Origin of the sequence: Pseudomonas sp. NPDC089741 (genome assembly GCF_044748825.1) — a bacterium.
In the GTDB taxonomy this organism is placed as follows: domain Bacteria; phylum Pseudomonadota; class Gammaproteobacteria; order Pseudomonadales; family Pseudomonadaceae; genus Aquipseudomonas; species Aquipseudomonas helmanticensis.
Genome location: NZ_JBIVGT010000042.1, coordinates 20,030 through 47,013 on the forward strand (window position 1 = coordinate 20,030; position 26,984 = coordinate 47,013).

Below are 26,984 nucleotides of genomic sequence, written 5' to 3' on the forward strand. Positions count from 1 at the left end.
ATAGCCCTGATACATTCCATCAATCGGCCTGACGACGCAGGAATGCCGGGATGTCCAGGTAGTCCAGATCATCTTGCGGATTCATCTTCGCGGCAGCCGCAGCACCGGCCTGAGCCTGGTTGCGCATGACGGTCGGACGGTCCAGATCACGGTAGTTCACCGCTGGCGCTTCCTGACGGGCCGGAGCCGATTGTTGTACCTGGGAGGCCGCCATGGAGGTGTGAACGGTGTTGTCGATGACCTTTACAGGCTTCTCGATTTTCGCGCCCAGACCGGTGGCAACCACGGTGACGTGCAGTTCGTCGCGCATGTCCGGATCGATAACGGTACCAACCTTGACCATGGCGTGCTCGGAAGCGAAGGCTTCGATGATGCTACCCACGTCGGAGTACTCACCCAGGGACAGGTCAGGACCGGCGGTGATGTTCACCAGGATGCCGCGTGCGCCTTGCAGGTTCACGTCTTCAAGCAACGGGTTGCGGATGGCAGCTTCAGTGGCTTCACGTGCACGGTTCGGACCGCTGGCGCAGCCAGTGCCCATCATCGCCATGCCCATTTCGCTCATCACGGTACGTACGTCGGCGAAGTCGACGTTGATCATGCCCGGACGCTTGATGATGTCGGAGATACCGCGAACGGCACCGGCCAGTACATCGTCAGCTTTGGCGAAAGCCGACAAGAGGCTTGCGTCTTTACCGAGGATGGTCAGCAGCTTCTCGTTGGGAATGGTGATCAACGAGTCGACGCTTTCGGAGAGCATGCGAATGCCTTCGTCGGCGATCTGCATACGCTTGCGGCCTTCGAACGGGAACGGACGCGTTACCACGGCAACGGTCAGAATGCCCATTTCCTTGGCCACTTCGGCGATGATCGGCGCAGCACCAGTACCGGTGCCGCCGCCCATGCCAGTGGTGATGAACACCATGTTGGTGCCCTGCAGGACTTCGGCAATGCGCTCACGGTCTTCGAGAGCGGCCTGACGACCTACTTCAGGGTTGGCGCCGGCGCCCAGACCTTTGGTCACACCGGTACCCAGTTGCAGAATGGTGCGCGCGCCGATGTTTTTCAGCGCTTGAGCATCGGTGTTGGCGCAGATGAATTCAACGCCTTCGATGTTGCTCTTGACCATGTGGTTGACAGCGTTGCCGCCGCCACCGCCGACACCGATAACTTTGATTACCGGGCTTGCGGGGATGTTGTCTACGAGTTCGAACATTTTCCCTCTCCTTACATTCTCTAGTTTTTTCGCCTACTGCATTTTTGTTGCGGTGTTGCGGTAAAGCGTTAGAAGTTGCCTTGAACCCACTTCTTCAATCGGTCCAGCAACGGCGCCTGTGGCTCTTCGTTGCTGTAGCTGTCGCGGCTGCCGATGCCCGAGAAAGAGATCCCGTCTGACTGCTTTTGCAGGCCGTACATCAACAAGCCAACGCCAGTGGAATAAATCGGGTTACGCACCACGTCATCCAGACCTTTGACGCCGTGCGGCACGCCCAGACGAACCGGCATGTGGAAGATTTCTTCGGCCAGTTCAGTGGCGCCTTCCATCTTCGAAGTACCGCCGGTGAGGACGATGCCGGCCGGGATCAGGTCTTCGTAGCCACTGCGACGCAGCTCGGCCTGAATCAGCGTGAACAGTTCGTCGTAACGCGGTTCGACCACTTCGGCCAGGGCCTGGCGCGACAGTTCGCGCGGTGGACGGTCGCCGACGCTTGGCACCTTGATGGTTTCACCGGCACCGGCCAGCTTGGCCAGGGCGCAGGCGTAGCGGATCTTGATTTCTTCGGCGTACTGGGTCGGGGTGCGCAACGCCATGGCGATGTCGTTGGTCACCTGATCACCGGCAATCGGGATCACCGCGGTGTGACGGATCGCGCCTTCGGTGAAGATCGCGATGTCGGTAGTACCGCCGCCGATGTCGACCAGGCACACGCCCAGCTCTTTCTCGTCGTCGGTCAGCACCGAGTAGGCCGAGGCCAGTTGCTCGAGAATGATGTCGTCGATTTCCAGACCGCAGCGGCGCACGCATTTTTCAATGTTCTGCGCGGCGTTGACGGCGCAGGTGACCACGTGAACCTTGGCTTCCAGACGTACGCCGGACATGCCCAGAGGTTCGCGAACACCTTCCTGGTTATCGATCACGTAATCCTGCGGCAAGGTGTGCAGCACGCGCTGGTCAGCCGGGATCGCCACGGCCTGGGCGGCGTCGAGCACGCGCTCAAGGTCGGCCGAGCTGACTTCGCGATCACGGATCGCAACGATGCCGTGGGAGTTCAGGCTGCGGATGTGATTGCCCGCCACGCCGACGAACGCCGAGTGAATGCGGCAGCCCGCCATCAATTGGGCTTCTTCGATCGCGCGCTGGATCGATTGCACGGTGGATTCGATGTTGACCACCACGCCCTTCTTCAGGCCACGGGACGGATGGGTACCGATCCCGACGATTTCCAGCGTGCCGTCGTCGGAGACCTCGCCGACCAGCGCCACCACTTTGGAGGTGCCGATATCGAGACCGACGATCATTTTGCCGCTTTGCACGTTTGCCATGGGTCCTGCCGCGGCTGGGGGCGTGGCGACCGCGGGTGGGGCGGTCGTCGGGGGGCGCGGGGCCCGCCAGCCAACAGCGAGGCCGTTGGCGTAGCGCAGATCGATGCGCGCAATGTTCGTAATCTGGTCTTTAAGCGTCTTGTCATAGATGGCAATGAAGCGGCGCATCTTTTCCACCAGGTTGCCGCGTCCCAGCAGCAACTCGATGCCGGGACCGGAACTGCCGGCACCGGTGGTCAGGAACCAGCTGCCGCGTTCACGCAATTCCAGGCGCGCAATCGAGAAGCCCAACGGCCGCAGCATCTGGCTCAGCACCTGATACTGCTGCATCACTTGCTGCTGGGCCCGTTGTGGACCGAACAGCTGTGGCAGGTGTTCGTAGTTCGCCAGCTCCTTGGGCGTAAACGCCTGCCCCTGGTTGTTGAGCAACGACTCGTCGCCCCAACGCGCCACCGGCAGTTGCTCTTCGAGGCGGATCACCACCTGGTCCGGCCACACCCGACGTACTTCGGCGTGGGCGATCCATGGCATCTGCTCAAGCTCGGTGCGCATGCCGGCGAGGTCGATGGTGAAGAAACTCGACGCTACGTACGGGGCGATCCGTTGCTGCACTGCTTGCTGGCTGATGTAGCTCAGGTCACCCTGCACGGCGATCTTGGTGATCGGCCGGTCAGCGTACGGCAGCAAACGCGTTGCACCTTCGTACGTACCAAAGCCCAGCACGACCAGCAGCACCGGCCAGAACAGACTTTTCAGAAAGCTGAAATTGGCTTTCGGCAGGCGCGCGGACATCGGCTCTTTCGCCACCATACGGCTGGCACCCCGTGGCACCGGCTTGCGGCCGGGTGCGGGAGGCTGATGTCGGAGCTGAGCGCCTTGCATGGTCTTAACCTCGCGCCTCTTGGGTTACCGCGCCTTCAACACTGGCGGCCAGAATGGCCAGAACCAGTTGCTGGAAATCCAGACCGGCAGCGCGCGCCGCCATCGGTACCAGGCTGTGATCGGTCATGCCCGGTGCCGTATTCACTTCGAGAAACCAGAACTGCCCGTCGGCGTCCTGCATCACGTCCGCCCTGCCCCAACCGGCAATACCCAGCGCCTCACTGGCCTTGGCCGTGAGATCCATGAGTTCCTTTTCCTTGGCGGCATCCAGCCCGCACGGAATGCTGTACTGGGTATCGTTGGCGATGTACTTGGCGTCGTAGTCGTAGAACGTGTGCGGCGTACCCAGGGCGATAGGAGGCAACACCTGGTCACGCAGGGTGGCGATGGTGAACTCCGGACCTTGAATCCATTGCTCAACCAAGACTTGCGAATCGTAGGTACTGGCCGCTTTCCATGCGTCGATCAACTCGGACGCAGAACTCACTTTGGCCATCCCGATACTTGAACCTTCATGCGCCGGTTTGACGATCAAAGGGAAGCCCAGTTCCGTCGCCGCCGAAATACAATCGGCTTCGCTGCACAGCACGGCGTGACGCGGCGTCGGAATCCCGAGGCTGTGCCAGACCTGCTTGGTGCGCAGCTTGTCCATCGCCAATGCCGAGGCGAGGATGCCGCTGCCGGTGTACGGAATGCCCGCCACTTCGAGCAGGCCCTGCATGCTGCCGTCTTCACCGCCACGACCGTGGAGAATGATGAAGGCGCGGTCGATCTTTTCGCTGAGCAGACGTTGCAAAATGTCGTCGCCAACGTCGATGCCGAACGCGTCCACGCCAGCGCTTTGCAGTGCGTCGAGCACGGCGTTACCGGATTTCAGCGAAACCTCACGCTCGGCACTCAGACCGCCAAAGAGCACGGCGACGCGGCCGAAGTCTTTCGGCGCGATAGTGGAAAACAGCTTGGCGTAGGCAGCAGTCATTTCAACTTCCCCTCGACCGACGCCGCCACGGCGCCAGCGAACAATTCACTTTTCAACAGCTTCGGCGCGAGACCGCCGATATCACCGGCGCCCTGGCACAGCAGGATGTCGCCGGCACGCAGCAGCGGCTTGACCAGCGGCGCCAGATCGACGCCACGCTCGATGTAGATCGGGTCGAGCTGACCGCGCTGGCGAATGCTGTTGCACAGCTTGCGGCTGTCAGCACCGGGGATCGGCTCTTCGCCGGCCGGATAGACTTCCATCAGCAGCAGCACGTTGGCATCGGCCAATACATTGACGAAGTCGTCGTACAGATCGCGGGTGCGGCTGTAACGGTGCGGCTGGTAGACCATCACCAGACGGCGCTCCGGCCAGCCACCGCGCACGGCTTTGATCACTGCGGCGACTTCGGTCGGGTGGTGACCGTAGTCGTCGACCAGCATCACGTGGCCGCCGTCTACCGGCAGTTCGCCGTAGACCTGGAAGCGTCGGCCGACACCCTGGAAACCCGACAGGCCCTGAACGATGGCTTCATCGCTGACGCCCTCGTCGGTGGCGATGCAAATGGTCGCCAGCGAGTTGAGCACGTTGTGGTTGCCCGGCATGTTCACGGAAACATCCAGAGGCTCGCGGTCAGGACGCAGCACGGTGAAGAAAGTCTGCATGCCTTGCTGGCGAACATTGATCGCGCGCACGTCAGCGTCTTCGCTGAAGCCGTAGGTCACGGTCGGACGTTTCACCAGCGGCAGGATTTCGCGCACCACCGGATCGTCCAGGCACATCACCGCCAAACCGTAGAACGGCAGGTTGTGTAGGAACTCGACGAAGGTTTTCTTCAGTTTGTTGAAGTCACCGTCGTAGGTCGCCATGTGGTCGGCGTCGATGTTGGTGACCACGGCCACCAACGGTTGCAGGTGCAGGAAGCTCGCATCGCTTTCATCGGCTTCGGCGATCAGGTAACGGCTGGTGCCGAGCTGGGCATTGGTGCCTGCGGCATTCAGACGGCCACCGATGACGAATGTCGGATCCAGGCCACCGGCGGCGAACACCGAAGCGATCAGGCTGGTGGTGGTGGTTTTGCCGTGCGTACCGGCGACGGCGATGCCGTGGCGATAGCGCATCAGCTCGGCGAGCATTTCGGCACGCGGTACCACCGGAATACGACGCTCAAGCGCGGTCGCGACTTCCGGGTTGGAGGTGTTCACAGCACTCGACACCACCAATACATCGGCGGTCGCGGCGTTCTCGGCACGGTGGCCGATGAAGATGTGCGCGCCGAACGATTCAAGACGCTCGGTCACCGGCGAGGCTTTCAGGTCGGAACCGGACACTTCATAGCCCAGGTTCAACAACACTTCGGCAATACCGCACATGCCCACGCCGCCGATACCGACGAAGTGGATGCGACGGATGCGGCGCATTTCCGGTTGCGGCATGGCTTTCTGATTCTCAACCATGGGCCACCTCCAGACAGGTATCGACCACGCTACGGGTGGCATCGGGTTTCGCCAGACGGCGGGCCGCTTGGGCCATTTCTTCGAGTCGTTGCGGTTGCATCAAGACCTCTGTCAGGCGCGCGGCAAGGTCCGCGGCACCAGTCGTTCTTTGCGGCATCAGGAAGGCAGCGCCTTCACGGGCCAAATAATCGGCGTTGCGGGTCTGGTGATCGTCGATCGCGTGGGGCAAAGGCACCAGCATCGAGGGCAGACCGGCAGCAGCCAGCTCACTGATGGTCAACGCGCCTGCGCGGCACACCACCAGGTCAGCCCAGCCATAGGCCTGGGCCATGTCTTTGATGAACGGCTGCACCTGCGCATCGACGCCGGCGGCGCGGTAGCGCTCTGCAGTCACTTCATCGTGGTTTTTGCCGGCCTGATGAAACACTTCCGGGCGCAAATCGGCAGCGACTTGGGCCAGGGCTTCAGGTAGCAATTTGTTCAACGGTTCTGCGCCCAGGCTTCCGCCAAGGATCAGCAAACGCGCTTTGCGACCGACCAGGGCTGGTCGCGATGTGTCGAGGAACAGCTCGCTGCGCACCGGGTTGCCGGTGGTACGGCGGGTGTCCGACAGAGTAAAGGTGTCGGGGAACGCTTCACACACTCGGGCGGCGAACGGCACCAGCAACCGATTGGCGGTGCCGGCCACGGCGTTCTGCTCGTGAACGATCACCGGCACGCCGGCCAGTTTCGCGGCGAGGCCGCCGGGGCCAGTCACATAACCACCGAAGCCGACCACGCACACCGGTTTCAAGCGACGAATGATCGCCCGCGCCTGCCAGACCGATTTCAGCAGCATGAACGGCGCCTTGAGCAGCGACAGCTTGCCCTTGCCACGCAGACCGGTAGCGTTGATCCGGTGCAGTTCCAGCCCTGCGGCCGGGACCAGTTCATTTTCGATTCCGCGTGGCGTGCCGAGCCAGTGCACGCTGTAGCCGCGCGCCTGAAACTCGCGGGCACAGGCCAGCGCCGGGAACACGTGGCCGCCGGTTCCGCCGGCCATGATCAATACGTTAGCGCCCATGATTCGGCTCCTCAGCGAAGTCGCTCTCATGGAACTCCATCTCTTCGCTGCCGAGGTGGGTTCGACTCTCCCACTCGATCCTCAATAACAAGCCGAGGCAGGCACAGCAGATCACCAACGAACTGCCGCCGTAACTGAGGAACGGCAAGGTCAGACCCTTGGTTGGCAGCAGGCCGACGTTCACGCCGATGTTGATCAGGAACTGACCAATCCACAGGAACGACAGACCGTAAGCCACGTACGCAGCGAAGAACTGCTTGGCTTTCTCTGCCCACAGGCCGATGTACATGCCGCGAATACACACGAACACGAACAGCGCGACGGTGCACAGCGAACCGACTGCGCCGAGTTCTTCAGCCAGTACCGAGAACACGAAGTCGGTGTGCGCTTCCGGCAGGTAGAACTGCTTCTGCACGCTGTTGCCCAGGCCCACGCCCAGCCATTCACCGCGACCGAAGGCGATCAAGGCTTGCGACAGCTGATAGCCGGCGCCGAACTGGTCAGCCCACGGGTCAGCGAAGTTGGTCAGACGCGCCATTCGATACGGCTGCATCTGAATCAACAGCACCACGGCGCCGACCGCCAACACCACCATCAGCGAGAAACGGAACAGCCCGACCCCGCCAAGGAACAGCATCGCCGCCGCAGCCCCCATCATTACCACGGTGGCACCGAAGTCCGGCTCCATCAGCAACAGACCGGCCATCGGCAGCAGCACGATGAACGGCTTGAAGAAACCCATCCAGCTCTCGCGCACTTCTTTCTGGCGACGCACCAGATAACCGGCGAGGTAGATCACCACGAACACCTTGGCGATTTCCGAAGGCTGCACGTTGAAGAAGCTGAAACCGATCCAGCGCATCGAACCATTCACTTCGCGACCGATGCCGGGGATGATCACCATCACCAGCAAACCGAACGCACCGATCAGCATCAACCAGCCGAGGCGCTGCCAGGTAGCGATCGGAATCATCATGGTGACGATGCACGCGCCCAGGCCCAGCACCACATAAATAAGGTGGCGAATCATGTAATACAGCGGACTGCCCGACTGCGCGGCTGCCACTTCAGTGGACGCCGAGGCGATCATGATCAAACCGAGACCGAGCAGCGCCAGGCAACCGGCGAGCATCGGGAAATCGAGATCGATGCCGCGCCCGGTGATGATCGGCGACGGATACGGTTTGATGATATTGCGCAGGCTCATGCCAGTTCCTCCACAGCGCGGACGAACTGGTGACCACGGTCTTCGTAATTTTTGAACATGTCGAAACTGGCGCAGGCCGGCGACAGCAGCACCACGTCACCCGGTTGGGCGGCGGCGCGGCATTGCGCGACGGCGTCGACCAGCGAGGTCGCGCGAATCAATGGCACGGCATCGCCAAGCGCTTCGCCGATCTTGTCGGAGTCACGGCCCATCAGGATCACGGCGCGGCAGTTCGCCGCCACCGGATCACGCAGATCATTGAACTCGGCACCCTTGCCATCGCCACCGGCGATCAGGATGACCTTGCCGTCGATGTCCGCACCGAGGCCTTCGATGGCCGCCAGTGCAGCGCCAACGTTGGTCGCTTTCGAATCGTTGTAGTAAGCCACGCCGTCGAGATCAAGTACCCACTGGCAGCGATGTTCGAGGCCGGCGAAGGTACGCAGTGCCGCGAGCATGGCGTCGAACGGCAGGCCGACGGCATGACCGAGCGCCAGCGCCGCGAGGGCGTTGGACTGATTGTGTGCGCCGCGAATCTTCAATTCACGCACTGGCATCAGGTTCTGGAATTCGAAAGCGAGGTATTTCTCGCCGTCTTCTTCGCGAATACCGAAGGCCTTGAAATCCGGTTTGGTCAGGCCGAAGGTCCAGCACGGCTGGCCCTCGCCCATCAGCGGACGGCTCAGCGCGTCCTGACGGTTGACCACGAACTGCTTCGCACCACGGAAGATCCGGTGCTTGGCCAAGTGGTACGCCGGCAGACCGCTGTAGCGATCCATGTGGTCTTCGCTGATGTTCAGCACGGTGGCCACTTCGGCGTTGAGCTGGTCGGTGGTTTCCAGCTGGAAGCTCGACAACTCCATCACGTACAGCTCGACGTCGTCGCTGAGCAGATCCAGCGCCGGGGTGCCGAGATTGCCGCCGACAGCGACACGTTTGCCGGCCGCAGCCGCCATCTCGCCGACCAGGGTAGTGACGGTGCTTTTCGCGTTGGAACCGCTGATGGCCACGATCGGCGCCTGCGCGTTACGCGCGAACAGCTCGATGTCGCCGGACAGTTTCACGCCACGGGCCGCAGCGGCTTGCAGGGCCGGGGTCGCCAGCGCCAGGCCGGGGCTCACGTAGAGCTCGTCGGCACGGCAGAGGAATTCGACGTCCAGCTCGCCACAACGCACTTCCACGTGCGGATAGTCACGCTTGAGCGTGGCCAGTTCCGGTGGATTTTCCCGCGTGTCCGCCACGGCAAACGACGTGCCCCGGTTCGCCAGGAAGCGAACCAGGGACATGCCGCTCTTGCCGAGGCCGACAACGATGCGGAAGTGGTCAGAAGCGATCAGAGACACTCGTGCTCGCTCAGCTTCAGGGTGGCAAGGCCGATCAGCACCAGCATCCCGGTGATGATCCAGACACGGACGCTCACGCGCGGCTCGGGCCAGCCCGTGAGTTCAAAATGGGGGTGGATCGGTGCCATGCGGAACACACGGCGACCGGTCAGCTTAAAGGACGCAACCTGAATGACGACTGACAGGGTTTCCATCACGAACACGCCGCCCATGATGAACAGAACGATTTCCTGACGGACGATCACCGCGATCGTGCCCAGTGCCGCGCCGAGTGCCAGTGCACCGACGTCGCCCATGAACACTTGCGCTGGATAGGTGTTGAACCACAGGAAGCCGAGGCCGGCACCGATCAGCGCACCGCAGAACACAATCAGTTCACCCGCGCCCGGCACATAAGGGATCAACAGGTATTCAGCGAATTTCACGTTACCCGACAGGTAGCAGAAGATGCCGAGACCACCACCAACCATCACGGTCGGCATGATTGCCAGGCCGTCGAGGCCGTCAGTCAGGTTGACCGCGTTGCTCGAACCGACGATCACGAAGTAAGTCAGCACGATGAAGCCCAGGCCCAGCGGAATGCTGTAGTCCTTGAGCATCGGCAGGATCAGCGTGGTTTCCACCGGCGTGGAAGCGGTCATATAAAGGAAGATCGCCGCGCCGAGGCCGAACACCGATTGCCAGAAATACTTCCAGCGACTCGGCAGGCCACGCGAGTTCTTCTCGATGACCTTACGGTAATCGTCGACCCAGCCGATCGCGCCGAACAGCAGGGTCACCAGCAACACAGTCCAGACGTAGCGGTTGCTCAGGTCAGCCCAGAGCAACGTGCTGACGCCGATCGAAGACAGAATCAGCGCGCCGCCCATGGTCGGTGTACCCGACTTGGACAAGTGCGATTGCGGGCCGTCGTTACGTACGGATTGACCGATCTGACGGTTCTGCAGGGTGCGGATCATCCACGGGCCATAGCACAGCGACAAAACCAGCGCGGTCAGCACACCAAGGATCCCGCGCAGGGTCAGGTACTGAAAGACCGCGAAGCCTTTGTAGAACTGTTGCAGATACTCCGCTAGCAGCAGCAGCATTAATGTTTCTCCAGACTGGACCCGCACAGAGCCGCAACGATGTTTTCCATCGCTGCACTGCGCGAACCCTTGATCAAAATGGTGGTGTTTGTGTCCTGCTCGGCGTCGAGGGCCTGGATCAGCTCGGCTTGTGTGCCGAAGTGATGCGCCTGTTCACCGAATGCGTTGACGGCGTGAACCATGTTCGGCCCGACAGCGTAAAGTGCGGATACCTTGCCCCGGGCGTACTCGCCCACGTCGCGGTGCCCCTGCTCCGCCCAATCGCCCAACTCGCCGATATCTCCGAGCACCAGGACGGTGCGGCCGGAAAAGCCGGCGAGTATATCAACGGCTGCGCACATTGAGGTGGGGTTTGCGTTGTAAGTGTCATCGATCACGCGCATGCCGTTTTTCGCCAGTTGCGCGACAGTGCGACCTTTGACCGGTTGCACGGAGCCAAGTCCGGTGGCGATGCCGAACAACGACACGCCCAAGGCGTGAGCGGCAGCAGCAGCAGCCATGGAATTGGCGACGTTGTGGGTGCCGAGCAGGTTCAGTTGAACGCGCTCGACACCTTCAGGTGTGTGCAGATTGAAAGCCGGGCAGCCGCGGGCATCGGTGGTCAGGTCGCTGGCGTAGAAATCCGCGTGCGTGTTGCTCAGGGCAAAAGTCAGCACCTTGCGAGCGCCGGCACGGGTCTTCCAGATACCGAAAGCCTTGTCATCGAGGTTGAGCACGGCAACACCATCAGCCGCCAGTCCGTCGATGATTTCGCCTTTGGCTTCGACGATTTTTTCCGGCCCGCCAAACTCACCGACGTGCGCGGTGCCGGCATTGTTCAGGATCGCCACGTGCGGCTTGGTCAGGCCAACGGTGTAAGCGATTTCGCCCAGACGCGAAGCACCCAGTTCGATGACCGCCGAAGTGTGTTCCGGGGCCAGTTCGAGCAGGGTCAGCGGTGCGCCGAGGTCGTTGTTCAGATTGCCACGGGTCGCCAGCACAGGGCCGCGCGTGCGCAGGATGCTCGCGAGCATTTCCTTCACGGTGGTCTTGCCGCTGGAACCGGTGATCGCTGCAACTGGCTGAGTGAACGCGGCGCGGTTCAGCGCGCCCAACTGACCGAGGGCCTGACGGGTGTCCTTGACCAGCAGTTGCGGCAGCGTGCTGTCGGCGACTTCGCGCTCGACCAGCGCAGCCACCGCGCCTTTGGCGGCGACGTCGTTCAAATAGTCATGACCGTCGAAACGCGGACCGGTCAGGGCGATAAACAGTTGCCCAGGCTGGATCGCACGGCTGTCGATGCTGACGCCGTTGAAACTGGCATCGGCAGCGATCAAGCGAGCATCGAGCGCGTTGGTCAGTTCGCTGAGTTTCAGCGCCTTAAGCATGGGCCACCTCCCAAGCGGTCAGGGCGTGATCAGCCTCGACCAGATCGGAGAAGGCATGGCGCTCGCCGTTGATTTCCTGATAGTCCTCGTGACCTTTACCGGCCAGAACAACCACGTCATCGGCGGACGCGCCGGCAATCAGTTGTGCAATCGCCTGGCCACGGCCGGCGACGAAGGTGACTTTATCCACAGCAGTGAATCCGGCGCGGATGTCTTCGAAAATCACCGCTGGATCTTCAGTACGCGGATTGTCGTCGGTGACCACGACCTGATCGGCCAGACGCTCGACCACTTCGGCCATCAACGGACGCTTGCCGCGATCACGATCGCCGCCGCAGCCGAACAGGCACAGCAATTGACCTTTGACGTGCGGGCGCAACGCGGTCAGGACTTTTTCCAGCGCATCCGGGGTGTGCGCGTAATCGACCACCACCAACGGCTGAGTGCCACCGCCAAGACGCTGCATGCGCCCGGCCGGGCCTTCGAGTTTCGGCAGTACCTTGAGAATTTCGTCGAGCGCGTAATCCAGACCGAGCAAGGCGCCGACTGCCGCCAGAACGTTGCTCAGGTTAAAGCGACCGAGCAGCGTGCTGCGCAGATGATGTTCACCCTGCGGCGTCACCAGTGTGGCGCGCACACCGTGGTCGTCGAACTGCGCTTCGCGACAATACAGATACGCGCTGCTGTCGAGCAGACTGTAAGTAATCAGGCGCGACTCACGTTTTTCAGCGGCCAGTTGCCGGCCGAAATCGTCGTCGAGGTTGACCACGCGGCACTTCAGATCATTCCAGGCGAACAGCTTGGCCTTGGCCTCGGCGTACGCCTCCATGGTGCCGTGATAATCCAGATGATCGCGGGACAGGTTGGTCATCACCGCCACATCGAACGCCAGCGCGGTCACGCGGCCCTGATCCAGGCCATGAGACGAGACTTCCATGGCCACGGCTTTGGCGCCGGCCTTTTTCAGGTCGCCCAAAGTCGCTTGCACGGCGATCGGATTCGGCGTGGTGTGCAGACCGCTTTCCAGTGCGCCATAGAAGCCGGAACCGAGGGTGCCGACGATGCCGCAGTGCTGGCCGAGCAGATCCAGTGCCTGCGCGACCAATTGGGTCACGCTGGTCTTGCCGTTGGTGCCGGTTACGCCGATCAGGTTCAGGTGATGGCTCGGCTCGCCGTAAAAGCGCCCGGCGATGTCCGACAGCTGTGCCGCCAGACCTTTGACCGGAATCAGCGGCACGTCGGTGATCGGCAGCACGGTGGCGCCTTCCACTTCATAAGCTACAGCCGCCGCACCGCGTTGCAGTGCGTCGGCAATGTGCGCACGACCATCGAATTTGCCGCCAGGCACGGCGAGAAACAAATCGCCTGCGCGCACATTGCGGCTGTCCAGCGCCAATTCACGGATCAACAGATCGTGGCCGGCGTGGGGGAATATCTTGTTCAGACTTAATGACATCAGCCGCGCCCTCCATTGGCTTTCAGCGGAATGACCGGGGTGGCGTTGGCTTGTTGCGTCGTCGGCAGGTTGTCCGGGGTCACGTTCATCAGGCGCAAGGTGCCGGACATCACACGGCTGAACACTGGCGCGGAAACCAGACCACCGAAGTAACCGGCCTTGGACGGTTCATCGATCACCACAACAATCGCGTAACGCGGATCGCTCATCGGGCCGAAACCGGCGAACAACGAGCGGTAAGAGTTTTCTGCGTAGCCTTTGGTCCCGACCGAAGTCTTGCGCGCAGTACCCGACTTGCCGGCCACGTGATACGCCGGCACCTGCGCACGGAATACCCCGCGCGGCGCCTCGATCACTTGGGTGAGCATGCCTTGCATGGTTTTCGCCACGGCTTCCGGCAATACCTGAGTGGTCTGCGGCGGCTTGTCGGTTTTGATCAGGGTCAGCGGCGCGAGACGACCGTTGTTGGCCAGTGCCGAGAACGCGTGCACCAACTGAATCGCGGTCACGGAAATACCGTAGCCGTAAGACAGGGTCGCGGTTTCAGCCTTGCGCCACTCACGGTAGTTCGGCAGGTTGCCGACGCGCTCGCCCGGGAAGCCGAGGCCGGTGTCCTGGCCGAGGCCGACTTTCTGTGCCAAGCGGTAAATGGTTTCGCCGCCGATATCGAACGCGACCTTACTCATGCCGACGTTACTGGAATTGATCAGAATCCCGGTCATGTCCAGCACCGGGCCTTCGGTCCTTGAAACGTCCTTGATGGTGTACTTGCCAATCTGCAAGGTACCCGGGTACACCTCGACGGTGTCCGTCGGTTTCCAGCGACCGGACTCGATCGCGGCGCTCATCGAGATGGCTTTCATGGTCGAACCCGGTTCGAACACGTCGATCATTGCGCGGTTACGCATCATCGCCGGTTGCAGGTTGCGACGGTTGTTCGGGTTGTAGGTCGGCTGGTTGACCATGGCGAGAATCTCGCCGGTCTTGACGTCCATGATCACCAGGCTGCCGGCCTTGGCGCCGTTCTCGATGATCGCGTTGCGCAGTTCACGGTTGGCCAGGTATTGCAGACGCAGGTCAATGGACAACGCCAAGGGCTTGCCGGCCTTGGCGTTTTTGGTGACCTGGACATCCTTGATCAGCCGACCGCGCCGATCCTTGATGACCTGCCGCTTGCCGGGCACACCGGCGAGCCATTCGTCATAGGCGAGTTCGACACCTTCGCGACCGTGGTCATCGATGTCGGTAAAACCGACCATGTGCGCGGTGACTTCACCGGCCGGGTAGAACCGGCGGAATTCTTCGATGCCGTAGACGCCCGGCACTTTCAGGTCGAGCACAGCCTGGCCCTGCTCGGGAGTCAGCCCGCGCACCAGGTAAATGAATTCCTTGTTGGCCTGGGCTTCGAGGCGTTCGGTCAGGGCTTTCGGGTCCTGCCCCAGCGCGGCAGCGAGTGCCGGCCATTTCTCTTTCGCCGTCTGCATTTCCTTGGCGTTGGCCCACAGCGTGGTGACCGGAGTACTCACGGCCAAAGGCTCGCCGTTACGGTCAGTGATCAGACCACGGTGAGCAGGAATCGGAATGTGCCGCAGACTGCGCGCGTCACCCTGACCTTTGAGGAAGTCACGGTCAACCACTTGCAGGTCGATGATGCGCCAGCAGATCGCCGCGACCATCACGCCGAGCAGCCCGACCATCACGCGGAAACGCCATGGGAACAGTGCGCCTTCGAGTTTCATCATGGCGCCACCATCTTCACGTCAGCCGCGCCCGGAATGTGCATTTTCAGTTGTTCGGTGGCCAGCACTTCGATACGGCTGTGCGCGGTCCAGGTGCTTTGCTCGAGAATCAGCCGCCCCCACTCGGCCTGCGCTTTGTCGCGCACGCTGAGTTCGTTGTAGAGGGTGTTGAGCAACTGCCGGTTCCAGTGCGCGCTGTACGAGACGGCGATGGCCGACACGAGCACGCCGATAAACAGCAACAGCATCAGAAAGCTGCCGCCGGGCAGTGGCTTGGCGAAAAGCTTGCTCACCGCAGCTTCTCCGCGACGCGCATGACGGCGCTACGGGAACGTGGGTTGGCTTTGAGTTCGGCGTCGGAGGCCGTCTGCGCTTTGCCATGGACTTTGATTTTCGGTTCGAACGCAACGTGGCGAACCGGCAGGTTGCGCGGCAGGTTGTCGGCTTCGCCTTTCACCAGCTTGCGCATGAACAGTTTGACGATGCGATCTTCCAGCGAATGGAAGCTGATCACCACCAGACGGCCGCCAATTTCCAGAGCATCCAGCGCCGCTTCGAGGCCGGCTTCCAGATCACCCAGTTCGTTGTTGACGTGAATGCGCAAACCCTGGAATGCACGGGTGGCCGGGTTCTTGCCCTTTTCCCACGCCGGGTTGGCAACTTTCAACACTTCGGCCAGATCGGCGGTGCGCTCGAACGGCTTGATGTCACGACGTTCGGCCACAGCACGGGCCATGCGCCCGGAGAAACGTTCTTCGCCGTATTCCTTGAACACCCGGGCGATTTCCTCAGCCGGCGCAGTGTTGACGAATTCGGCGGCGCTGATGCCACGGGACGGGTCCATGCGCATGTCCAGCGGGCCGTCGTTGAGGAAACTGAAGCCGCGCTCAGCGTCGTCGAGCTGCGGCGAAGACACGCCGAGGTCGAGCAGAATACCGCTGACCTTGCCGCTCAGACCTTGCTCGGCAACCACCGAACCGAGTTCGGCAAAGCTGCGCTGCACAACGACAAAGCGGCCGTCTTCGGCCGCTAGCGTTTGCCCGGTGGCAATCGCTTGTGGATCTTTGTCGAACCCGATGAGCCGACCGTCCGTGCCGAGCTGGCTGAGGATCAACCGGCTGTGTCCGCCGCGCCCGAACGTACCGTCCAGATAGCAGCCATCAGGACGTACGGCGAGAGCCTCGACGGCTTCGTCAAGCAGTACGGTGATGTGGTTAAAGCCGCTATCAATAGTCACAGGATCAAATCACGCAGTTCATCAGGCATCGCGCCCGGTTGTTGAATGGCAGCAAGGTCGGCGGCAGATACCGCGTTCCATGCATCCTCGTCCCACAATTGGAACTTGTTCAGTTGGCCCACCAGCATCGCGCGCTTATCGAGCTTGGCGTATTCGCGCAAACGCGGTGGAACCAGAAAACGGCCACTGCCATCGAGCTCGAGGTCGACGGCGTTGCCGATCAATAAACGCTGCAGGCGACGGTTCTCTTCGCGAAGCGAAGGGAGTGCGCGCAACTTGGTTTCAATAATTTCCCACTCGTCGAGCGGATAGACGCACAGACATGGATCAACGGCATCAATGGTGACGATCAATTGGCCGGAACTACGCGAATCGAGCTCGTCACGGTACCGGCTCGGCATAGCGAGACGGCCCTTTGCATCGAGACTGATAGCGTTAGCTCCGCGAAACACGTCTGCGTTTCTCCAATTTTTATCGTTTTGAGCTCAAAAAACCCACTTCATGCCACTTTCCGCCACTTGCGCACACTATAGGAATGCGCCCACCACACCGTCAAGGCGCGGATTAAAGGAAAACCCTTACAGAACGGAGATTTAGGAGCTTAAAAGGAGGAGTAACGACAATCTGGCGCGGAGTTTCGACCCATAACTTGATGCAGCACTGATAGCTGCGCTCGAAAGTTAAAGTAATTTGTTAAGAGTAAGATTTTTTCGGTATTACAAAAGCGCTTCTGCTGTTGATTGAAGCAAGGTGGGAAATGGCTATTACTGCGTTTGCCGCTGCCGAACTTTCAGACCAGGCCTGCTGATATTACACAGCCCTGTCGTCTTTGATTCAAGCAGGGAAAGAAAAAGGTGGAGAGTCGATCTGTAAGCCGGGTTCTGTCTTGAACAGTCATTCGTCTACGATGGCCATCACTGGACATCTTTAGCAACCTACCCGGTCCCAGCGCGGGCCACGCCTTGGGACCCTATTTGGTCTTGCTCCAAGTGGGGTTTACCTAGCCCCGGACTGGTGGGCGGCGTGCGGTGCGCTCTTACCGCACCTTTTCACCCTTACCGGCGCCGAAGCGCTTAGGCGGTTATTTTCTGTGGCACTTTCCGTAGGCTCACGCCTCCCAGGCATTACCTGGCACTTCGCCCTATGGAGCCCGGACTTTCCTCCCCCCCCTAATTTTCATAGAAGGCAGCGACTGTCCGATCGACTCTCCGCCGCGAAGGTTAACGGCAGAGCGCCTGAAGAACAAGCGCTAAAAGCCTCAAGACCGCTATGGGCGACGGCTTACACGCCTTTCTGTTTATCCAGCGCGACCTGATACAGCACGTTTTTGCGCTCACCGGTGATCTGCGCTGCCAGCGCGGCAGCACGCTTGAGCGGCATTTCTTCGAGCAACAGATCGAGGATGCGCATCGCTTCGCTGCTGACCGCGTCTTCGGACTCCGGCGGCGTCCAGCCTGCCACCAACACCACGCATTCGCCGCGCTGCTGATTACTGTCGGATTCAACGAATGCGCGCAATTCAGCCAGCGGCAAGCCCTTGAGTGTTTCGAACGTCTTGGTTATTTCACGGGCGAGCAATGCCTGACGCTCACCGCCAAACACTTCTTCCATATCCTGCAGGCATTCAAGGATGCGGTGCGGAGCCTCATAGAAAATCAACGTACGCGGCTCTTCTTTAACAGCTTCGAGACGCGCCTTGCGCCCGACCGATTTGGCCGGCAGGAAACCTTCGAAGATAAAACGATCGGACGGCAGCCCCGCCGCCGACAGCGCAGCAATCAATGCACAGGCGCCCGGCACCGGCACGACACTGATGCCGGCAGCACGGGCCTGACGCACCAGGTGATAACCCGGATCGGAAATCAGCGGCGTGCCGGCGTCGGAAATCAGCGCAACGTTGTCGCCCGCCAGCAAACGGGTGATAAAGCGACTACCTTCATCTCGTTCGTTGTGCTCGTGACAGGCAGCCAGCGGCGTGGTAATCCCGAAGTGCTGCATCAGACGCGCCGAATGACGCGTATCTTCGGCAGCGATCAAGGCCACTTCGCGGAGGATCTTCAGAGCCCGGGCGCTGATGTCGTCCAGGTTGCCGATGGGCGTCGCCACCACATAAAGCGAGCCAGCAGCGGAATTCAAAGGACCTGGAGCAGTCAAAGCGCACACCTCGTGTTCGGTAAAAGCCGCCATTGTAGCGCGTCACGAGGCTTGCGATGCGCTCTGCCCGCCTGCGGTTTTGCGTGCAGTTGTGCGCCGCTGCAACATTTACTCCAGCTAAATTGTCCGTTTCACGCCACTAACATCGCGCCCCGGCCAGTGCTTGGGTACAATTCGACGCTAATTTGATCGAGTATCAGGAACACTTACATGATCGCTTGCCTGCGGCTGTTCACTGCCCTCTGCCTCGCTGCCTTGTTGGCGGCTTGCGCCAGCTCCCCTTCCTCCAGCCTTGGCGAACTTCCACGGACCCCGGATGCCAGCATCGAGCAACTGCTCGAACAGGCTACCCAGGCGAAAACCCCGGAAAAAGCCGCCCTGTTGCGCTTGAGCGCGGCGGACCTGGCCTATCGCCAAGGCAATGCCGGACAGTCCGCGCAGATCCTGCAACAAGTGCCGATGGAGCAACTGAAGCCAGGCCAGCAGATCTTCGCCAGCACACTGAACGCTGAGCTGGCGATGACCCGCAATCAGCCGAAAGCCGCGCTGACTGCCCTGAGTCATCCAAGCCTGCAACACTTGGGCGAAATGCCTGAAGAGCAGCAAGTGCGCACTGGCACCGTTCACGCCCGCGCCCTTGAAGCCGATGGCCAGACACTGGCTGCCGCCCGCGAGCGCGTGTTCATCGCACCGATGCTGCAAGGCGAAGCCGCGAGCAAGAACCACGAAGCGATCTGGACCCTGATCGGCTCGCTGCCAACCGACCAATTGCAACCGAACACCAGCGACGACCTCGGCGGCTGGATGGGCCTGGCGCTGGCGGTGAAATCCGCTGGCACTCTGGAACAACAGCAAGCTGCGATCGATACCTGGCGTGCACAGAATCCAAAACACCCGGCCGCAATCAACCTGCCGCTGCCGCTGACCAAACTCAAGGAACTGGCCAGCCAGCCGCTGAGCAAGATCGCCCTGCTGCTGCCGCAAGACGGCCCGCTGGCCGCTGTCGGCAAAGCTCTGCGTGAAGGCTTCATGGCTGCGCACTACCAGGCTCAACAGGCCGGACAAAAGCCGCCGGCCATCGAGTTCTACGACAGCTCGAAACTGACCTCGATGGACGAGTTCTACCGCAAGGCTCAGGCGGACGGTGTGCAACTGGTCGTTGGCCCACTGGAAAAACCACTGGTCAAACAACTGAGCACTCGTCCGCAACTGCCGATCACCACCCTTGCGCTGAACTACAGCGAAGGCGATCAAGGCCCGGCGCAGCTGTTCCAGTTTGGTCTGGCTGCCGAAGACGAAGCCCGCGAAGTTTCCCGCCGCGCTCGCGCTGACGGCCTGCATCGTGCCGCAATCATGGTGCCGAAAGGCGAATGGGGCGAGCGCGTACTGCGCGCTTTCAGCCAGGACTGGCAGGCCAACGGCGGCAGCATCGTTGCCACCGAACGTGTCGATCAGCCAGTGCAACTGGCCCAGCAGATCGCCGACATGTTCCAGCTGCGCCAGAGCGAAGCCCGCGCCAAAAGCCTGCAGAATGCCGCCGGCACCAACGTCGCCGCCCAGCCTTCGCGTCGCCAGGACATTGAGTTCATCTTCCTTGCCGCCACGCCACAACAGGCGCAGCAGATCAAGCCGACCCTGAACTTCCAGTACGCCGGCGACGTTCCGGTTTACGCGACCTCGCACGTTTACAGCGCCAGTGGCGACGTGAACCAGTACAACGACATGAACGGCATTCGCTTCTGCGAAACCCCGTGGCTGCTGGACAACAGCGATCCACTGCGTCAGCAAGTGGTTGCGCAGTGGCCACAAGCCGCCGGCAGCCTCGGTCGCTTGTACGCAATGGGTGTCGATGCCTATCGCCTGGCGCCGCGCCTGGGCCAACTCAAAGCCCTGCCGGACAGCCGCATTGATGGTGAGTCGGGCAGCCTCGGCATGACCCAGACCCAACGTGTTGTGCGTCAGCTGCCTTGGGCGCAGTTCGTCAGCGGTCAGGTTCAACGCCTGCCGGACACCCCGCGCTGATGCCTGACAGGTCAAGCTCGCAAAGCGGCAAGGATGCCGAGCGCCAGGCGCTCGAGCATCTGCAAAACCAAGGATTGCAGTTGCTTGCGCAGAACTGGTTATGCAAACGCGGCGAGCTTGATCTGGTCATGCTTGATGGCGATACAGTAGTATTCGTTGAAGTTCGCTACAGAAAAAACACCCAATGGGGTGGCGCGCTCGCTAGCATCGATGGGCGCAAGCAGCAGAAACTGATTTTCGCTGCGCAGTATTTTCTTCAGCGCGAGTCGCGTTGGGCCAATTCCCCCTGCCGCTTCGATGTGGTGGCAATCGACAGCCACCCGAATCAGCTGAACTGGTTGCAGAATGCGTTTGACTGCTGATCTGCCTCCGCCCCGGACATTTTCACCCGACAACTTTTGCTCTTTGCTTTGCGGGCTGCACATTCACGTGCCGAACAGCCGCGCCACTTAAGGTCACACAGATGGACATGCAATCCCGAATTCGCCAGCTTTTCCAGGCCAGTATCGACACCAAGCAACAGGCGATGGACGTACTTGCACCGCACATCGAGCAAGCCAGCCAGATCATGGTCAACGCCCTGCTCAACGAGGGCAAAATGCTTTCGTGCGGCAATGGCGGCTCGGCCGGCGATGCCCAGCACTTCTCTTCCGAGCTGCTCAACCGTTTTGAGCGCGAGCGCCCGAGCCTGCCGGCCATCGCCCTGACCACCGACACGTCGACGATCACCTCGATCGCCAACGACTACAGCTACAACGAAGTGTTCTCCAAACAGATCCGCGCACTCGGCCAACCGGGCGATGTCTTGCTGGCAATCTCGACCAGCGGCAACTCGGCGAACATTATTCAAGCGATCCAGGCCGCACATGATCGCGAAATGATTGTCGTAGCTTTGACCGGACGCGATGGCGGCGGCATGGCGTCGCTGCTGTTGCCCGAGGACGTCGAGATTCGCGTACCGGCCAATGTCACTGCACGTATTCAAGAAGTCCACTTGCTGGCGATCCATTGCCTTTGCGATCTGATCGACAGCCAACTGTTCGGGAGTGAAGAATGACCCCTAATCGCCTTGGCCTTCTGGCCTTGACCCTGTGCCTCGGCATCAGCGGCTGCACCTCGGTGGTGAACGCCAGCCGTGAAGCACCGATCGACGACGACCGTGGCACGCGCACCTTCGGCAGCAAGATCGACGATTCGCTGATCGAAACCAAAGTGGGTGTGAACGTGGCTAAGGCCGACCCGGCTCTGGACAACGATTCGCACATCGTCGTCACCAGCTTCAACGGCGTCGTGCTACTGGCCGGTCAAACGCCGCGCGCAGACTTGAAAGCGAAGGCTGAGCAGGCGGCAGCCGCCGTTCAACGGGTAAAAACCGTGCATAACGAACTGCAGGTCATACCGCCGTCCGGCTTCCTGGCGCGCCAGAATGACACCTGGCTGACCTCCAAGATCAAGACGCAGATGCTCACCGACGCCAGCATCCCCGGCTCGCGCATCAAGGTCGTGACCGAGAACGGTATCGTCTACTTGCTGGGTCTGCTGACCAAACAGGAAGCTACTCAGGCAACCAATCTGGTGCAGGGTGTTTCCGGCGTACAGAAGATCGTCAAACTCTTCGAATACATCGACTGATACACATCTCCGTGTAGGAGCTGCCGAAGGCTCGGGCCGCGATGGACGATCTTTTGATCGTGATCTTTTTAAAGCAAGATCAAAAGATCGCAGCCTTCGGCAGCTCCTACAGTTTTGAGATGTGATGAAATTTTGAGATATGTATGCAGTTTTGAGATGTGTATGCATTTTTGAGACGCGCATGAAAAAGGCGATCCATCCGGATCGCCTTTTTTTATTTCACCACTTTCAGGCTTGGCCGGCCGCTTGGACGCGGTGGCTCACTGTCCGGTGGTGGCAAGTCGTCATCCGACTCGATGTCGTCTTCGTCACCCATTGGCGACTCGAGATCGAACACCATGCCCTGACCGTTCTCCCGGGCGTAGATCCCGAGAATAGCACTGATCGGCACGTACAAGCTGTGCGGAACACCACCGAAGCGACCTTCGAAGGTCACCACGTCGTTGTCCATGTGCAGATGACGCACGGCGCTCGGCGAGATGTTCAGGACAATCTGCCCGTCACTGGCGAAACCCTGTGGCACTTGCACCGCCGGGAATTCGGAATTGACCAGCATGTGCGGGGTGCAATCGTTATCAACAATCCACTCGTAGAGCGCGCGGACCAGATAAGGTCGACTGGAGTTCATAGCGGCTCCTTAAGCCTTAGCGCATATCGCGTTCGACACCAGACAGACTCGCCTGGAAAGCCTCACGCGCAAACGAGCGCTCCATATAATCAAGCAGCGGCTTGGCTGGCCGCGGCAGTTCAATACCCAGAATCGGCAAACGCCAGAGTATTGGCAATAGGCAGCAATCCACCAGACTTTGTTCCTCACTGAGGAAAAATGGCTTGTCGGCAAACAGCGGCGACACGCCCGTCAGGCTTTCACGCAATTCCTTGCGCGCCACGACTCGCGCGGCCTCTTTGCTTTTCGGATCCAGGATCAGATCCACCAGACCACACCAGTCACGCTGAATACGGTGAATCAGCAGACGGCTGTTGGCACGCGCCACCGGATAAACCGGCAGCAATGGCGGGTGCGGGTAACGCTCATCCAGATATTCCATCACCACGGTCGACTCCCACAACGCCAGGTCACGATCGACCAGCGTAGGCAGACTTCCGTAAGGGTTCACCTCAATCAGTTTAGGCGGCTGGCGACCAGCCTCCACATAAATGATTTCGGCGCTGACACCCTTCTCTGCAAGCACGATGCGCACTCGGTGGGAATAGTGGTCGGCGGGGTCGGAGTAACAGGCCAACCGATTGGTCACGCCCATGGCGATCCTCCTCGCTTGTTGAATTTGTCGGAACCGGAAAAACGCGCGCGCCCAGAGGGCGCCTCCCGCAGCACCTGGCGAACCAGACGCTACGTTATTGGAGGCGCCCTTGGGCGCGCGCGATTAACAGCAATGCTTGAAGCGTATCAGTGCACGTCTTTCCAGTATTCACGCTTGAGCAGGTAGGCGAACACAAAGAAGAACGCCAGGTACAGCAAGACATAAGTACCGATGCGCTGATGTTGCAGCTTAACCGGGTTAGCCGAGTAAGCCAGGAAGGTTACCAGATTCTTGACCTTCTCATCGAACTGCTCTGCATTCAGAGTACCGGTCTTCGGCACGATGGTCAGCTGATCACACGCTTCATGCGTCAAAGGCGTACCGGTCAGCGGATCGTATTGCTTCTTGCCGTCCTCGACGATCTGCACCTGCTTGCAGCCGACGACCTGACGACCTTGCAGGCCGACCAGTACGTTAGGCATGCCGACGTTCGGGAAGACCTTGTTGTTCACCCCCCAAGGACGTGCCGGATCTTCGTAGAACGAGTGCAGGTAACCGTAGAGCCAGTCGGTACCACGAACGCGAGCCACCAGGGTCAGGTCCGGTGGCGCCGCGCCGAACCAGGTCTTGGCGTCGGCCGGCTGCATGCCGATGTTCATGTGATCGCCGATCTTCGCGCCGGTGAACACCAGTTTTTCCAGCATCATTTCGTGCGGGATACCGAAGTCATCGGCAACCCGCTCGTAACGCTGGAACTTGGCACTGTGGCAACCCATGCAATAGTTGGCAAAGGTCCGCGCGCCATCCTGCAGGGCAGCCTTGTCGGAGACGTCGATGTCGACTTTTTCCAGTTCCGGACCACCATGCTCGGCAGCGAAAGACAGGACAGGCAAAGCAGCAAAAATCAGAGCAAAAAATAACTTTTTCATCAGCCAGTCACCCTTTCCGGAACCGGTTTGGTCTTCTCGAGCCGGGTGTAGAACGGCATCAGAATGAAGTAGGCGAAGTACAGGAAGGTGCAGACCTGCGATACCAGAGTGCGCTCCGGCGTCGGGGCCAGTACGCCCAGAATGCCGAGGATCACGAACGAAATGCAGAACACCAGCAGCCAGATTTTGCTCATCCAGCCTTTATAGCGCATCGACTTGACCGGACTGCGATCCAGCCATGGCAGCACGAACAGCACCGCAATCGCCGCGCCCATGGCGATGACGCCCATGAGTTTGTCGGGGATCGCTCGCAGGATTGCGTAGAACGGCGTGAAGTACCAGACCGGCGCAATATGCTCCGGCGTCTTGAACGGGTTGGCTTGCTCGAAGTTTGGTTTTTCGAGGAAGTAGCCGCCCATTTCCGGAAAGAAGAACACAATAAAGCAGAAGATAAACAGGAACACTACGACACCGACAATGTCTTTCACGGTGTAGTACGGGTGGAAGGCAATGCCGTCCAGCGGGATGCCGTTTTCGTCTTTGTGCTTCTTGATGTCGACGCCGTCAGGGTTGTTCGAACCGACTTCGTGCAGCGCCAGAATGTGCAGCACCACCAGGCCGAGAATGACGATCGGCAGAGCGACGACGTGCAAGGCGAAGAAGCGGTTGAGGGTAATGCCCGAGATCAGGTAGTCACCACGAATCCACTGAGTCAGGTCGTTACCGATGACCGGTATCGCACCGAACAGCGAGATGATCACCTGGGCACCCCAGTAGGACATCTGACCCCATGGCAGCAGGTAACCCATGAAGGCTTCCGCCATCAGCGCCAGGTAAATCAGCATGCCGAAGACCCAGACCAGCTCGCGCGGTTTCTGGTACGAACCGTAGAGCAAGCCACGGAACATGTGCAGATAAACCACGATGAAGAACGCCGAGGCGCCGGTCGAGTGCAACAAACGCAGGATCGAGCCGTACTCGACGTCGCGCATGATGTATTCGACGGAAGCGAATGCCTCCTCTGCCGACGGCGTGTAGCTCATCGTCAGCCAGACACCGGTGACGATCTGGTTGACCAGCACCAGCAACGCCAGGGAGCCGAAAAAGTAGAAGAAGTTGAAGTTTTTTGGCGCGTAATACTTGCTGAGATGGTCTTCCCACATTTTGGTCGCAGGAAAGCGCGCATCAACCCAATCCATGAACTTGCTCATCACGCTTTCTCCGTATCGACGCCAATGACAATCAGGTCATCGGTCTCATAGGAATGCGGGGGAACTGGCAGGTTCAAAGGCGCAGGTTGCGACTTGTAGACGCGGCCAGCCAGAGCGTCGCGCGACCCGTCGCAAGGGCAGAAATAACCGCCTACCCAGTCTTTACCCAGATCCGCAGGTGCCACTTCGGGACGGAAGGTCGGTGAGCAACCCAGGTGTGTGCAGATCCCGATCAGCAGCAGAATTTCCGGCTTGATCGAACGCACTTCAGGATCGACATAGGTGGGTTGCGTGGAGTTTTTGGAATCCGGATCGGAGAGCTGGCCCTCGATCTTTTTCAGATTATCCAGGATTTCCTTGGTACGGCGGACAATGAACACCGGCTGGCCGCGCCACTCAGCAATCATCTGCTGTCCTGGCTCGATCTTGCCGACATTCACTTTCACCGGTGCACCGGCGGCTTTCGCCTTGGCACTGGGAAACCATGACCCCACGAACGGGACCGCAGCCCCCACCGCTCCTGCAGCACCCACCACGGATGTGGCTGCTACCAAGAAGCGACGCCGGCCTGCATTCACGCCGTCATTGCTCATTCAGTCCTCTCCCATCAGCTTTGTGGCCTGTTAAATCAGGCATCTACTAAATAAATCAATGTTACTTATAAAAATTTTGCCGAATGGTAATGAAAAGCCCCAATTCTGACAAGGGAATTACCCGGAGCTCTCACCCTCAAGCCTTGCAGTATAGGGGGTCTACGAATGTGGCAAGTTGTCACAGCGCAATTCTTTTGATAAATCGCAGGCATAAAAAAACGCCCGCTTCCGTGAGGAATCGGGCGTTCTTTTTGAACGTAGAAGCGGAATTAACGCTTCGAGTACTGCGGACGCTTACGCGCTTTACGCAGACCAACTTTCTTACGTTCAACTTCACGGGCGTCGCGAGTAACGAAGCCAGCTTTGCGCAGAGCGCCACGCAGGGTTTCGTCGTAGTCCATCAGAGCGCGAGTGATGCCGTGGCGGATTGCGCCAGCTTGACCACTTACACCACCGCCGATCACGGTGACGTAGATGTCGAACTTCTCGACAGTCTCAGTCAGCTCCAGCGGCTGGCGAACTACCATGCGGGCAGTTTCGCGGCCGAAGAAGTTTTCCAGCGAACGGTTGTTGATGGAGATGTTACCAGTACCCGGACGCAGGAAAACGCGTGCGGTTGCGGTCTTGCGACGGCCAGTGCCGTAATTTTGAGTCGCCGACATAATGTACTATTCCGTTAAAACTTCAGTTCTTGGGGCTGCTGAGCAGTATGTGGGTGTGCAGCGCCCGCATAGACTTTCAGCTTACGGTACATGTCGCGACCCAGTGGGTTTTTAGGCAGCATGCCTTTAACCGCGGTCTCGATCACGCGCTCAGGGG

Annotated in this window: 26 protein-coding genes, 1 other RNA gene and 1 pseudogene; 4 read left to right on the forward strand and 24 right to left on the reverse strand. The window is 60.1% G+C overall.

All coding sequences use genetic code 11. The features are described from left to right. Positions 1–19: 19 nt before the first annotated feature. The 17 genes and pseudogenes from ftsZ to rsmI form a co-directional block, all read right to left on the reverse strand. On the reverse strand, positions 20–1,216 hold the full coding sequence (gene ftsZ, locus ACIPZE_RS26255; RefSeq protein ID WP_129395428.1) for a cell division protein FtsZ: 1,197 nt from the start codon (positions 1,214–1,216) through the stop codon (positions 20–22). A 68-nt stretch (positions 1,217–1,284) separates the two neighbouring features. Further along, positions 1,285–2,544, reverse strand: a complete 1,260-nt coding sequence (gene ftsA, locus ACIPZE_RS26260) for a cell division protein FtsA (protein WP_053123630.1) — start codon at positions 2,542–2,544, stop codon at positions 1,285–1,287. 24 nt (positions 2,545–2,568) lie between these two features. Then, positions 2,569–3,426, reverse strand: a pseudogene (locus tag ACIPZE_RS26265) (cell division protein FtsQ/DivIB); the annotation flags it as partial. A gap of 4 nt (positions 3,427–3,430) precedes the next feature. Further along, positions 3,431–4,405, reverse strand: a complete 975-nt coding sequence (locus ACIPZE_RS26270) for a D-alanine--D-alanine ligase (protein WP_400776269.1) — start codon at positions 4,403–4,405, stop codon at positions 3,431–3,433. Continuing rightward, positions 4,402–5,862, reverse strand: coding sequence for a UDP-N-acetylmuramate--L-alanine ligase (gene murC, locus ACIPZE_RS26275; protein ID WP_129395430.1), 1,461 nt, complete (start codon positions 5,860–5,862; stop codon positions 4,402–4,404). Before murC ends, ACIPZE_RS26270 begins: the two co-directional genes overlap by 4 nt. Then, the gene (gene murG, locus ACIPZE_RS26280; protein ID WP_400776272.1) at positions 5,855–6,925 is read right to left on the reverse strand and encodes an undecaprenyldiphospho-muramoylpentapeptide beta-N-acetylglucosaminyltransferase; all 1,071 of its coding nucleotides are present in this window, start codon (positions 6,923–6,925) and stop codon (positions 5,855–5,857) included. The genes murC and murG overlap by 8 nt, the downstream gene beginning before the upstream one ends. After that, the gene (ftsW, locus tag ACIPZE_RS26285; protein WP_007916996.1) at positions 6,915–8,132 is read right to left on the reverse strand and encodes a putative lipid II flippase FtsW; all 1,218 of its coding nucleotides are present in this window, start codon (positions 8,130–8,132) and stop codon (positions 6,915–6,917) included. Before ftsW ends, murG begins: the two co-directional genes overlap by 11 nt. Further along, complete coding sequence (gene murD, locus ACIPZE_RS26290; RefSeq protein WP_283439405.1) at positions 8,129–9,475, reverse strand: UDP-N-acetylmuramoyl-L-alanine--D-glutamate ligase; 1,347 nt, start codon at positions 9,473–9,475, stop codon at positions 8,129–8,131. Before murD ends, ftsW begins: the two co-directional genes overlap by 4 nt. Then, on the reverse strand, positions 9,466–10,563 hold the full coding sequence (gene mraY, locus ACIPZE_RS26295; protein ID WP_400776276.1) for a phospho-N-acetylmuramoyl-pentapeptide-transferase: 1,098 nt from the start codon (positions 10,561–10,563) through the stop codon (positions 9,466–9,468). The genes murD and mraY overlap by 10 nt, the downstream gene beginning before the upstream one ends. Beyond that, the gene (gene murF / locus ACIPZE_RS26300) at positions 10,563–11,930 is read right to left on the reverse strand and encodes a UDP-N-acetylmuramoyl-tripeptide--D-alanyl-D-alanine ligase (RefSeq protein WP_283439406.1); all 1,368 of its coding nucleotides are present in this window, start codon (positions 11,928–11,930) and stop codon (positions 10,563–10,565) included. Before murF ends, mraY begins: the two co-directional genes overlap by 1 nt. After that, on the reverse strand, positions 11,923–13,386 hold the full coding sequence (locus ACIPZE_RS26305; RefSeq protein ID WP_129395435.1) for a UDP-N-acetylmuramoyl-L-alanyl-D-glutamate--2,6-diaminopimelate ligase: 1,464 nt from the start codon (positions 13,384–13,386) through the stop codon (positions 11,923–11,925). The genes murF and ACIPZE_RS26305 overlap by 8 nt, the downstream gene beginning before the upstream one ends. After that, positions 13,386–15,125 (reverse strand): penicillin-binding protein 2, encoded by a 1,740-nt coding sequence (locus ACIPZE_RS26310; protein WP_174823980.1) that lies wholly within the window; start codon positions 15,123–15,125, stop codon positions 13,386–13,388. Before ACIPZE_RS26310 ends, ACIPZE_RS26305 begins: the two co-directional genes overlap by 1 nt. Further along, positions 15,125–15,418 carry a cell division protein FtsL gene (gene ftsL, locus ACIPZE_RS26315; protein ID WP_007917008.1) on the reverse strand — a complete coding sequence of 98 codons (294 nt, stop codon included), beginning with the start codon at positions 15,416–15,418 and terminating at the stop codon, positions 15,125–15,127. Before ftsL ends, ACIPZE_RS26310 begins: the two co-directional genes overlap by 1 nt. Then, positions 15,415–16,362: a 16S rRNA (cytosine(1402)-N(4))-methyltransferase RsmH gene (gene rsmH / locus ACIPZE_RS26320; RefSeq protein ID WP_008082779.1), complete on the reverse strand. Its 948-nt coding sequence runs from the start codon at positions 16,360–16,362 to the stop codon at positions 15,415–15,417. The genes ftsL and rsmH overlap by 4 nt, the downstream gene beginning before the upstream one ends. Beyond that, positions 16,359–16,814 (reverse strand): division/cell wall cluster transcriptional repressor MraZ, encoded by a 456-nt coding sequence (mraZ, locus tag ACIPZE_RS26325; protein ID WP_007917012.1) that lies wholly within the window; start codon positions 16,812–16,814, stop codon positions 16,359–16,361. The genes rsmH and mraZ overlap by 4 nt, the downstream gene beginning before the upstream one ends. A 402-nt stretch (positions 16,815–17,216) precedes the next feature. Next, an RNA gene (rnpB, locus tag ACIPZE_RS26330) (RNase P RNA component class A) lies at positions 17,217–17,570 on the reverse strand. A gap of 73 nt (positions 17,571–17,643) precedes the next feature. Beyond that, positions 17,644–18,549 (reverse strand): 16S rRNA (cytidine(1402)-2'-O)-methyltransferase, encoded by a 906-nt coding sequence (gene rsmI, locus ACIPZE_RS26335; protein WP_400776282.1) that lies wholly within the window; start codon positions 18,547–18,549, stop codon positions 17,644–17,646. Between the two features lie 177 nt (positions 18,550–18,726). Between rsmI and ACIPZE_RS26340 the strand changes: the two genes are divergently transcribed. The 4 genes from ACIPZE_RS26340 to ACIPZE_RS26355 all read left to right on the forward strand — a co-directional run bounded on the left by ACIPZE_RS26340 (position 18,727) and on the right by ACIPZE_RS26355 (position 22,170). Then, positions 18,727–20,538, forward strand: a complete 1,812-nt coding sequence (locus ACIPZE_RS26340) for a penicillin-binding protein activator (protein ID WP_400776285.1) — start codon at positions 18,727–18,729, stop codon at positions 20,536–20,538. Then, positions 20,538–20,900 carry a YraN family protein gene (locus ACIPZE_RS26345; protein WP_400776288.1) on the forward strand — a complete coding sequence of 121 codons (363 nt, stop codon included), beginning with the start codon at positions 20,538–20,540 and terminating at the stop codon, positions 20,898–20,900. Before ACIPZE_RS26340 ends, ACIPZE_RS26345 begins: the two co-directional genes overlap by 1 nt. Before the next feature lie 101 nt (positions 20,901–21,001). Continuing rightward, the gene (locus ACIPZE_RS26350) at positions 21,002–21,595 is read left to right on the forward strand and encodes a phosphoheptose isomerase (RefSeq protein WP_008082788.1); all 594 of its coding nucleotides are present in this window, start codon (positions 21,002–21,004) and stop codon (positions 21,593–21,595) included. Further along, a complete protein-coding gene (locus ACIPZE_RS26355) occupies positions 21,592–22,170 on the forward strand; it encodes a BON domain-containing protein (RefSeq protein WP_007917023.1) in 579 nt (192 codons plus the stop codon). Before ACIPZE_RS26350 ends, ACIPZE_RS26355 begins: the two co-directional genes overlap by 4 nt. Positions 22,171–22,384: 214 nt before the next feature. On the opposite strand, the gene ACIPZE_RS26360 is transcribed toward ACIPZE_RS26355, so the two are convergent. The 7 genes from ACIPZE_RS26360 to ACIPZE_RS26390 form a co-directional block, all read right to left on the reverse strand. After that, positions 22,385–22,798, reverse strand: a complete 414-nt coding sequence (locus ACIPZE_RS26360; RefSeq protein ID WP_283439409.1) for a ClpXP protease specificity-enhancing factor — start codon at positions 22,796–22,798, stop codon at positions 22,385–22,387. A 16-nt stretch (positions 22,799–22,814) separates the two neighbouring features. Beyond that, positions 22,815–23,432, reverse strand: coding sequence for a glutathione S-transferase N-terminal domain-containing protein (locus ACIPZE_RS26365; RefSeq protein ID WP_047303097.1), 618 nt, complete (start codon positions 23,430–23,432; stop codon positions 22,815–22,817). 146 nt (positions 23,433–23,578) lie between these two features. Continuing rightward, positions 23,579–24,361, reverse strand: a complete 783-nt coding sequence (locus tag ACIPZE_RS26370; RefSeq protein ID WP_129395441.1) for a cytochrome c1 — start codon at positions 24,359–24,361, stop codon at positions 23,579–23,581. After that, the gene (locus ACIPZE_RS26375) at positions 24,361–25,572 is read right to left on the reverse strand and encodes a cytochrome bc complex cytochrome b subunit (RefSeq protein WP_129395442.1); all 1,212 of its coding nucleotides are present in this window, start codon (positions 25,570–25,572) and stop codon (positions 24,361–24,363) included. The genes ACIPZE_RS26370 and ACIPZE_RS26375 overlap by 1 nt, the downstream gene beginning before the upstream one ends. Then, entirely contained in the window at positions 25,572–26,165 is a 594-nt protein-coding gene (gene petA, locus ACIPZE_RS26380) for a ubiquinol-cytochrome c reductase iron-sulfur subunit (protein ID WP_400776291.1), read from the reverse strand. The genes ACIPZE_RS26375 and petA overlap by 1 nt, the downstream gene beginning before the upstream one ends. 269 nt (positions 26,166–26,434) lie before the next feature. Further along, positions 26,435–26,827 carry a 30S ribosomal protein S9 gene (rpsI, locus tag ACIPZE_RS26385; RefSeq protein WP_008080273.1) on the reverse strand — a complete coding sequence of 131 codons (393 nt, stop codon included), beginning with the start codon at positions 26,825–26,827 and terminating at the stop codon, positions 26,435–26,437. A 14-nt stretch (positions 26,828–26,841) separates the two neighbouring features. Continuing rightward, the coding region (locus tag ACIPZE_RS26390; protein WP_400776295.1) for an uL13 family ribosomal protein at positions 26,842–26,984 on the reverse strand (143 nt) is incomplete at its 5' end.